Genomic DNA, 7,868 nt, shown 5'->3' on the forward strand with positions numbered 1-7,868 from the left:
TCGGTGGGCGCCGTATGTGTGGCATCATCCCGGGGCGAGCGCACATGGCACGGTTGAAGCTGGGGTACCGGGAGGCTGTGGCGCTGACTGATTCTGCGCTGTGCCCGGTAGGAACGCGCGTGCGCGGTCACGAGTTCCACAAGACAGCCCTCACCGATGACACCGCAAGTGTCGCTGCTGCGGCCGGGTGGCAACCAGCCTGGGGTTGGCGTGGATATCAAGGCGAAACAGTTCGCGACGGCTTTGTTTCCGAGTCTGGGCGGATTCATGCCGGTTACCTGCATGTTCATCCGGCGGGTGCGCCGGGGAACGTCAGTCGCTTTGTCGCTTCGTGCGCCGGGTAAAGTGTTAGCTATGAGTTTGCTTCTCAAAGACTACGGTGTGTTGGTGATTGGCGGTTCCACGGCTGCAGAGCGCGTGATTCCTCGGCTGTTGGACTCTGGCGCTGATGTCACTGTGTGTGAAGGTGGGGAAGTAACAACTGCGATTGAGGCCTGGGCTGCAGACGGCCGTATTACTTTGACCCGCACCGGTTTTACCGAGGCGATGAGCTGGGGCAAGGCTCTCATGGTCTGCTGTGACGAGGCGTTGTTGCGTGAGGTGACTCTAGAGGGACACCGCCGAGGTATTCTCGTCGACGATGAAACCGGGGCTTCCAGCCCGCTTACTCCTGTGGCGCTGACCGGCCGTCGCGCGTCGCGCGCTGGGGACCTCGCTGGTCAGGTCGCGCTTGTGGGTGGTGGCCCGGGCGACCCCGGTCTGATTACCGTTGAGGGGCGTCGCCTGCTCCGGCTTGCCGACGTTGTCGTTGCAGACCACCTCGGTCCACTGTCGCTGCTCGGTGACTTGGAGCCGGATGTCGAGATTATTGATGCCGGCAAGCTTCCTTACGGCCGCGCCATGGCTCAGGAGCGCATCAATGAACTGTTAGTTCATCGTGCCCGAGAGGGCTACTTTGTGGTCCGGCTCAAGGGTGGCGATCCGTACATCTTCGGCCGCGGTTTTGAAGAGCTTCAGGAGCTACAGAAGGCTGGGGTACCGGTTCGTGTTGTGCCGGGTATTACTTCAGCACTGGCGGTACCGGGGACAATTGGCATCCCAGTTACTATGCGTGGCGTCAACCACGAATTCACTGTCGTGTCCGGTCACGTCCCACCGGGGCACAAGACATCGCTGGTCAATTGGGATGCGCTGGGCCGGATGCACGGCACTATTGCCATCATTATGGGAGTTAAGAACGGGCCGAAGATTGCCGAGGCTCTGATGAAGGCCGGCCGCAGCCCGAAGACTCCGGCTGCGGTCATACAGGACGGCACGCTGCCGAATCAGAGGTCGCTACGCTGCACACTCGGCGAGCTTGGCGAGAAAATGGTCGAAGAGGCAATCAAGCCGCCCGCGGTTATCGTCATCGGTGAAGTCGCCGGTCTGGATGAGGGCGATGAGTAAGAACAACAAGTCGAGCAACAACAAGTCGAGGAAGCGTGAGCCAGAGCAGCAAAAGGCAGGGCTTGTTACCCGACTGCTTGCCGACGATCAGCTGCGTAGCGCCATCTGGATGGGTGCTGCGACCTTCCTGGTGTTCTACCTCGGAGCCATGATCATCTTCCGCCTCCTTCTCCTCGGCGGAGAAGGCTCGCGATACGACAGCATTTTCATCGCTGTCATCGCGCTCATTGCCGCCATTGTGGCAGGCCGGAAGCGCTACAACGACGACATTTAGTTTTCTGGGACGCGGAAGATGAGGGTGTCGTCGTCAAGCGAGACGTCGTATCCTGCGGCGCGTGCGATGTCGACGGCCTCTGTGGGGGAGGTCGGTGCCGTGTCGGAAAGGGCGATGGCGCGGGCAAATAGGCCCTTGTAGTGCTTGTTGAAGTGGCTGACGATTTTGCCCTCGGCGGTGAGCACGGTCATCGTTGTCGCGCTCTTGACTTTGCCCAAATTGGCGTAGGTGCCGGAACGAAGGTCGATGAGGAAGTCGACATCATTGAGAGCCTCGGTAATGGCGGTGCCCCATCGGCGCTTCATCGTGGGAGCTGCGTCGGCAGGCTGATCCGCGAAGGGGAGCTTGACCGTGCCAGAGAGACGGTAGTGGGGGATGAGGTCGTCCCCGCCAATGACGCCGAAGAGCGCTGACCCGATGGCGAGTCGAGCACGGCCGGTTTCCGGCAAATCGCTGGGGGAGAGTGCGTCGTAGAGCACCCCGGTATAACGCTCGAGAGCCGGCATGGTCGGCGACTCTAGGAGTGCGGCATTAGCCGTGACTTCGTCAGCAAGACGCGGCCCCAGCTTCAGTGTTTCCATCGCGGCTTCCCTGTTCGCACTTAGCGCCACGAGATCGGCTGCAATGCGCTCGCGGATGGGGTTGAGGGAGCCGAAGCTCAGCGAGGAAAAGTCCACTGCGGGATGGCTGCCACCAGTGGCTTTGGTTTCAGATGGGGGTAGGACTACGAGCATGGGCACCATAGTAATGCCCCGCATGTTGCGAAGAATGATCGACGGGTAAAATCAGCATTCATGATTACGCGAATGTCCCAGCTGTTCCTGCGCACACTGCGCGAGGATCCTGCTGACGCCGAGGTCCCTAGCCACAAGCTGCTCGTCCGTGCCGGCTACATCCGGCGAACTGCCCCTGGTGTGTACTCCTGGCTGCCACTGGGCTTGAAGGCTCTGCGCAACGTAGAGAAGGTTGTGCGCGAGGAGATGGAACGCATTGGCGCACAGGAGCTGGCATTCCCTGCACTGCTCCCGCGTGAACCGTACGAGGCGACGAATCGGTGGACCGAATACGGCCCCGAGCTGTTCCGTCTGAAGGATCGCAAGGGCGCGGACTACCTGCTGGGGCCGACGCACGAAGAGATGTTCGCGCTGGCTGTCAAGGATCTTTTCAGCTCCTACAAGGATTTCCCGACGACGCTGTTTCAGATTCAGACCAAGTACCGCGACGAGGCTCGCCCGCGCGCTGGTATTCTGCGTGGCCGCGAGTTCGTGATGAAGGACTCTTATTCCTTCGACATGGACGACGAGGGGCTGGAGAATTCTTATCAGCAGCACCGCGGTGCCTACCAGCGAATTTTTGACCGGCTGGGCATTAAGTACGAGATCTGCCACGCGACCTCCGGCGCTATGGGCGGTTCGGCCTCCGAGGAGTTCCTGGCTGTTAGCGAAAGTGGCGAAGACTCCTTCGTAGTCTCCACCGACGGTGAGTACGCCGCCAATGTGGAAGCCGTGAAGATTCCGGCAGTCGAACCGCAGCCGATTGAGGGACAGCCGGAGGCGAAGGTTTACGAGTCTCCGAACTGCACCACAATCGCAGCACTTGTTGATTGGGCCAATGGCGCGGACCTCGGACGCGAGGTCACTGCTGCCGATACTTTGAAGTGCGTTCTCGTCGCCGTCGACCCGAAGAAGGTCGATAAGGAGGGCAACGCCCTGCCGGAACAGCTCACCGCAATCCTGGTTCCCGGTGACCGTGAGGTCGATGAAAAGCGTCTCGAAGTCGCATTTGAACCGGGTGAGGCGCGCTTGCTGGAGGACAAGGACTTCGCAGCTAATGACTTCCTAATCAAGGGTTACGTCGGCCCGCAGGGGCTCGCCGATCACGGTGTGAAGATCCTAGCTGACCCCCGCGTGGCGGAGGGCACAAATTGGATTACAGGAGCCAACGAGGAAGGCAAGCACATCGTCGATGTGGTCGCTGGTCGCGACTTCCAGATTGACGGTATTTGCGATGTCGCAGAGGTGCGTGACGGCGACCCGGCTCCGGAGGGGCATGGCACGCTAAAGATCGAGCGCGGAATCGAGATCGGTCACATTTTCCAGTTGGGCCGCAAGTACACCAACGCCTTTGAAATCGACATCCTCGATGTCAACGGTAAGCGTGCTCGTCCGACGATGGGGTCCTACGGCATTGGCGTGTCCCGCCTGGTCGCTGTCCTCGCGGAACAGCAGTTGGATGAAAAGGGCCTCAAGTGGCCAGTTGCCGCGGCACCGTACAAGGTTCACATCGCTGTGGCCGGCAAGAACGCCGAAGCAGCTGAGGCCGCTGAACAGCTGGCGGAAGACCTCAGCCAGCAGGGCATTGAGGTGCTTTTCGACGACCGTCCGAAGGTCAGCCCCGGTGTGAAGTTCAAGGACGCCGAGCTGCTGGGTATGCCGTTTGTGGTCATCTTTGGCCGTGGCTACGCCGACGGCAAGGTGGAGCTGCGTAACCGCCTGACCAACGAGACCGACGAGGTCGCCGCTGACGGCATTGCAGCTCACGTCGCGGAGCTGGTTCGCAAGGCTTAGAGCCCGGGCAACGGCTCCAAGTTGTTGCCACCTAGCGCTGCCGCTCCGGCGGCAGCCACGCCAGCTGCCTGCAGCGCGAACATACGCATCCGAGGGTTATTAGCAGCGAGCAATACGTCTTCCCACGCCTGGGCACAATAGCGCTCCAATGCAATCATGTAATCGACGGGTGCCGTATCCGGCGAAGGAGCGCCTTCCGGCATATAGCCAGGTGCGCTCTCCGGCACCTCAACGTCGGAATCCTCCAGAATTAGTCGGGCACGATCGCGCAAAATTCGGTGGCGCTCGCCACGGGCCAAAAGTGCAGTAGTGGTATCGCCTCCGACACGTGGTGCGGCTACGCCGACACCGTAAATCATCATGTATTCGGCTTGCAGTGCCTTAGTCATCTGTTCTTCGGCACCCGAGATTTCATCCCTGTCACTGGGAATCAATGGGACAAGCTCCTCCCACTCAGCGCCCGCAACACGCAGAGCGAGGACGATACCGCCATCGACAGCCGTGGCGAGGCGCGCAGTGTGCTCCTCCCGCAATGCAGTGCGTGAATCCAGGGCATTCGTCAGTACGGGATTGTTTCGCGAGTCCGTGAGCAGTAATTTCGCATCGGAACCGGTAACCAGGGATCCTGGGACTGCTACGTCCGAGCCACATTCATCGACAGGTTTACCGTCCTTGTGGGTGCCGCAGGCGCGTGTGATTTCCTTATCCAGTTCGGTAACCTGCGCGGAGCGCACCGCTGCGAGGTCAGGATTGGCGTCGCTAAGCGACTGTGCATCGCGCGCCGCCAGCGCATGGAGAACCTCAATGGCGTAATCGGGGCGCGGTGCCACCAGATGCGAGCACGCGGAAAGCGCAGGAAGTGATCCCACGGCGAGAGCAGCAGCGAGGAAGCCACGGCGCGAGAGAGTACGAGTGCGATGCGATGCGGAAGCAAAACTGGGGGAGGGAGGTTCAACAATCACCTCACTATGGTGCCACGGCGGGCGGCACTTTGTGTCAACGCGGTGTGTGGAAACCGCCCAGGTGCGCAATTCCTAGTACTTGACCTGTAGACTCTACGACTATGGCGATACCCGCACCCGAGAAAATTGAACAGTTTGTGAGCCCGGCGCTCGCACAAATCGGCCTGGATGTGGAAGATGTCAAGGTCGTTCGCGCCGGCGCAAAGTCACAGGTCATTGTGTTGGTTGACGCAGATGAGCGTCCTGACCTCGATGTTCTGGAACAAGCCACGCATGAAGTATCTTCGGCTCTGGATGCCGCGGAGGTACGTGGTGAAGCCGACTTCGGCGCTCAGGGCTACACCTTGGAAGTTTCCACTCCTGGTATTGACGCACCGCTGACTCAGCCTCGGCACTGGCGTCGTAACCGTGGTCGTATTGCGGAGATTTCGCTTGCCGACGGTTCCGCGATTGCAGCCCGCATTGGTGCGCTGTCGCCGGATGAAGAATCCATCATTCTCGTTACCTCTAAAGGGCCAAAGGGGCGTTTGAAGGCTGTTGGTCAGCGTGTCCAATTAACCAATGTGGCCCGTGCAGTGGTACAAGTTGAATTCTCTAATCCGCCCGCAGCCGAGAAAGATTTTGCGGGACTAGACTATGACGATGCCTTGACCAGGCTGGAGGATAACAAGTGAAGATTGAACTAGCTGCCCTGCGAACCTTGGAAAAGGAAAAGGGTATTCCTGTCGACGAAATGCTGGGACTGGTCGCCCGAGCATTGCGTGAAAGCTACCGTAATACCACCGCACCGGCACAGTATGCGCGCGTCGAAATCGACCGTGAGACCGGTGACGTCATAGTCTTTGCCCAGGAGCGAGACGACGAGGGCAATCTCATCTCCGAATGGGACGACACTCCGGAGGACTTCGAGCGTACCGCAGCATTCGCTGTCCGTCAGACCATCCTTTCGCGTCTGCGGGATGCGGAGAGCGACAAGGTTCTCGACGAATACGCAGACCTGTCTAACCAGGTCATTTCCGGCGTGGTCCAGCGCGATGTATATGCCAATGAAAAGGGCATTGTCGTCGTCCACATCGGTTCGGAGGCCAACGGCCGCGACGGTATTCTGATGCCGGCTGAGCAGCTGCCGGGTGAGGAACTCAAGCACGGTGACCGCATCAAGTGCTACGTCGTCGGTGTGAACAAGACACCGCGCGGTGTTGCGATTCACCTGTCACGCACGCACCCGGAGCTCACTCGTAAGCTCTTCGAACTTGAAGTTCCGGAAGTTGCCGATGGGGCAGTGGAATTGATCTCCATTGCGCGCGAGGCCGGTCACCGCACCAAGGTTGCTGTACGCCCCACGGTCAAGGGCCTCAACGCTAAGGGCGCCTGCATTGGGCCCCGCGGTCAGCGTGTGAGCTCGATTATGAATGAGCTCAAGGGCGAGAAGATCGACATCATCGACTACGACGAGGATCCGGCGAAGTTCGTTGGTAACTCGCTGGCGCCCGCCAAGGTAGTTAGTGTCAAGATTCTGGACATGGACGAGCGCCGTGCACACGTTGTGGTGCCCGACTACCAGCTCTCTCTTGCTATCGGCAAGGAGGGACAGAATGCCCGTCTGGCAGCTCGTCTGACCGGCTGGCGAATCGATATCCACTCCGACGCGGAGTAGACGCAACGTCAGCGTCCCAGCGGTTGCGAAAGAGGCGGGAAAGTGCCTAGGGGGTTGGCACTTTTCCGCCTTTTCGGGTTATGCTGGGAGGTGGCCAAACGACAAGGCGTGATTTTCCTATGCGAATTTTCACGCTGAATTTCTTAGCAGGAAGGTGGGTGCGTCAGGAGTATGACGACTTCGCGGGTGATAAACCCGAATTCGACAACTCATACACCTGCACCCACACGTACCTGTATTGCAACTAAGCAGCGCCACAATTGCTCGGAGCTGCTGCGCATTGTCGCCACCACCCGTTCAGATGGCTCAGTAGCCGTCGTTGCTGATCCGCATCGTCGGATGCAGGGGCGAGGTGCCTGGATCACCCCAACACTAAAGGCTTGGGAGATCGCCGACAAGCGCCGTGCATTTGGCCGCGCACTGAAGGTATCTACGCAGGTAGATGCGTTTCCGGTTAAACAGTTTATCGCCACGCACTACGAAGCGGCGGAGGGTTTCGCTCCCGCTGACGATGTGCGTGTCGCTAAGCAGGGAGGCAGGAAAAATGACAACAGAAAGACCTGAACACTGATGAGCACACGATGAAGCATCAGCGATGAACGGCAATAGATAAGAGGGAGCCCTGCAGGCGCTCTCGGTGCGCGGACGAATCCGCCATCGGGCGCTGCTCGGCCCCCACTAGTGAGGAGAGCAGTGTCCGGAAAGCTACGTGTCCATGAGCTCGCTAAGCAGCTCGGGGTCACCAGCAAAGAACTACTCGCCGAGCTGAAGGCTCAGGGCGAGTTTGTTAAGACCGCTTCTTCGACGGTGGAACCACCCGTCGTCAGGAAGATGAAGAAGGTCTACGAAGAGAAGAACGCTGGCGCAGGTGCTGACGCGTCTGCACAGGCCCCAGCGACCAAGGCTGCAGCTAAGTCTGCTGCTAAGTCGGGTGCCAAGCCAGCAGCTAAGCCAGGCGCTAA

At 59.6% G+C, this 7,868-nt stretch carries 9 protein-coding genes and 1 pseudogene; 8 read left to right on the forward strand and 2 right to left on the reverse strand.

The annotated features are described in order from the left end of the window. From HMPREF2857_RS10995 to HMPREF2857_RS09845, 3 genes and pseudogenes are all read left to right on the forward strand, one after another. Positions 1 to 344: pseudogene (locus tag HMPREF2857_RS10995) on the forward strand (cobyrinate a,c-diamide synthase); the annotation flags it as partial. A gap of 10 nt (positions 345 to 354) precedes the next feature. Continuing rightward, positions 355 to 1,446: a uroporphyrinogen-III C-methyltransferase gene (cobA, locus tag HMPREF2857_RS09840; RefSeq protein WP_070644024.1), complete on the forward strand. Its 1,092-nt coding sequence runs from the start codon at positions 355 to 357 to the stop codon at positions 1,444 to 1,446. Next, entirely contained in the window at positions 1,439 to 1,720 is a 282-nt protein-coding gene (locus HMPREF2857_RS09845; protein ID WP_224783776.1) for a hypothetical protein, read from the forward strand. The genes cobA and HMPREF2857_RS09845 overlap by 8 nt, the downstream gene beginning before the upstream one ends. On the opposite strand, the gene HMPREF2857_RS09850 is transcribed toward HMPREF2857_RS09845, so the two are convergent. Continuing rightward, entirely contained in the window at positions 1,717 to 2,454 is a 738-nt protein-coding gene (locus HMPREF2857_RS09850) for a YaaA family protein (RefSeq protein ID WP_070644072.1), read from the reverse strand. The two genes, HMPREF2857_RS09845 and HMPREF2857_RS09850, sit on opposite strands and share 4 nt — an antisense overlap. A gap of 60 nt (positions 2,455 to 2,514) precedes the next feature. Here HMPREF2857_RS09850 and HMPREF2857_RS09855 point away from each other — a divergent pair, with 60 nt between their 5' ends. Beyond that, the gene (locus HMPREF2857_RS09855) at positions 2,515 to 4,287 is read left to right on the forward strand and encodes a proline--tRNA ligase (protein WP_070644030.1); all 1,773 of its coding nucleotides are present in this window, start codon (positions 2,515 to 2,517) and stop codon (positions 4,285 to 4,287) included. Here the strand turns inward: HMPREF2857_RS09855 and HMPREF2857_RS09860 are convergent. After that, positions 4,284 to 5,249: a DUF4439 domain-containing protein gene (locus HMPREF2857_RS09860; RefSeq protein WP_049189652.1), complete on the reverse strand. Its 966-nt coding sequence runs from the start codon at positions 5,247 to 5,249 to the stop codon at positions 4,284 to 4,286. The two genes, HMPREF2857_RS09855 and HMPREF2857_RS09860, sit on opposite strands and share 4 nt — an antisense overlap. Before the next feature lie 101 nt (positions 5,250 to 5,350). On the opposite strand from HMPREF2857_RS09860, the gene rimP reads away from it, so the two are divergent. The 4 genes from rimP to HMPREF2857_RS09880 form a co-directional block, all read left to right on the forward strand. Further along, positions 5,351 to 5,923 carry a ribosome maturation factor RimP gene (gene rimP, locus HMPREF2857_RS09865; RefSeq protein ID WP_070644036.1) on the forward strand — a complete coding sequence of 191 codons (573 nt, stop codon included), beginning with the start codon at positions 5,351 to 5,353 and terminating at the stop codon, positions 5,921 to 5,923. Beyond that, positions 5,920 to 6,906, forward strand: a complete 987-nt coding sequence (nusA, locus tag HMPREF2857_RS09870; RefSeq protein WP_069358754.1) for a transcription termination factor NusA — start codon at positions 5,920 to 5,922, stop codon at positions 6,904 to 6,906. Before rimP ends, nusA begins: the two co-directional genes overlap by 4 nt. 171 nt (positions 6,907 to 7,077) lie before the next feature. Next, entirely contained in the window at positions 7,078 to 7,470 is a 393-nt protein-coding gene (locus tag HMPREF2857_RS09875; RefSeq protein ID WP_070644038.1) for a YlxR family protein, read from the forward strand. A gap of 129 nt (positions 7,471 to 7,599) precedes the next feature. Then, a partial coding sequence (locus HMPREF2857_RS09880; protein WP_141752755.1) for a translation initiation factor IF-2 N-terminal domain-containing protein occupies positions 7,600 to 7,868 on the forward strand: 269 nt, incomplete at its 3' end.

Origin of the sequence: Corynebacterium sp. HMSC076C10, from assembly GCF_001812455.1 — a bacterium.
GTDB lineage: Bacteria > Actinomycetota > Actinomycetes > Mycobacteriales > Mycobacteriaceae > Corynebacterium > Corynebacterium jeikeium_D.

Coding starts and splice junctions, on each gene's coding strand:
- cobA (WP_070644024.1), top strand. CDS start 355: ATGAGTTTGCTTCTCAAAGACTACGGTGTGTTGGTGATTGGCGGTTCC.
- HMPREF2857_RS09845 (WP_224783776.1), top strand. CDS start 1,439: ATGAGTAAGAACAACAAGTCGAGCAACAACAAGTCGAGGAAGCGTGAG.
- HMPREF2857_RS09850 (WP_070644072.1), bottom strand. CDS start 2,454: ATGCTCGTAGTCCTACCCCCATCTGAAACCAAAGCCACTGGTGGCAGC.
- HMPREF2857_RS09855 (WP_070644030.1), top strand. CDS start 2,515: ATGATTACGCGAATGTCCCAGCTGTTCCTGCGCACACTGCGCGAGGAT.
- rimP (WP_070644036.1), top strand. CDS start 5,351: ATGGCGATACCCGCACCCGAGAAAATTGAACAGTTTGTGAGCCCGGCG.
- HMPREF2857_RS09875 (WP_070644038.1), top strand. CDS start 7,078: ATGACGACTTCGCGGGTGATAAACCCGAATTCGACAACTCATACACCT.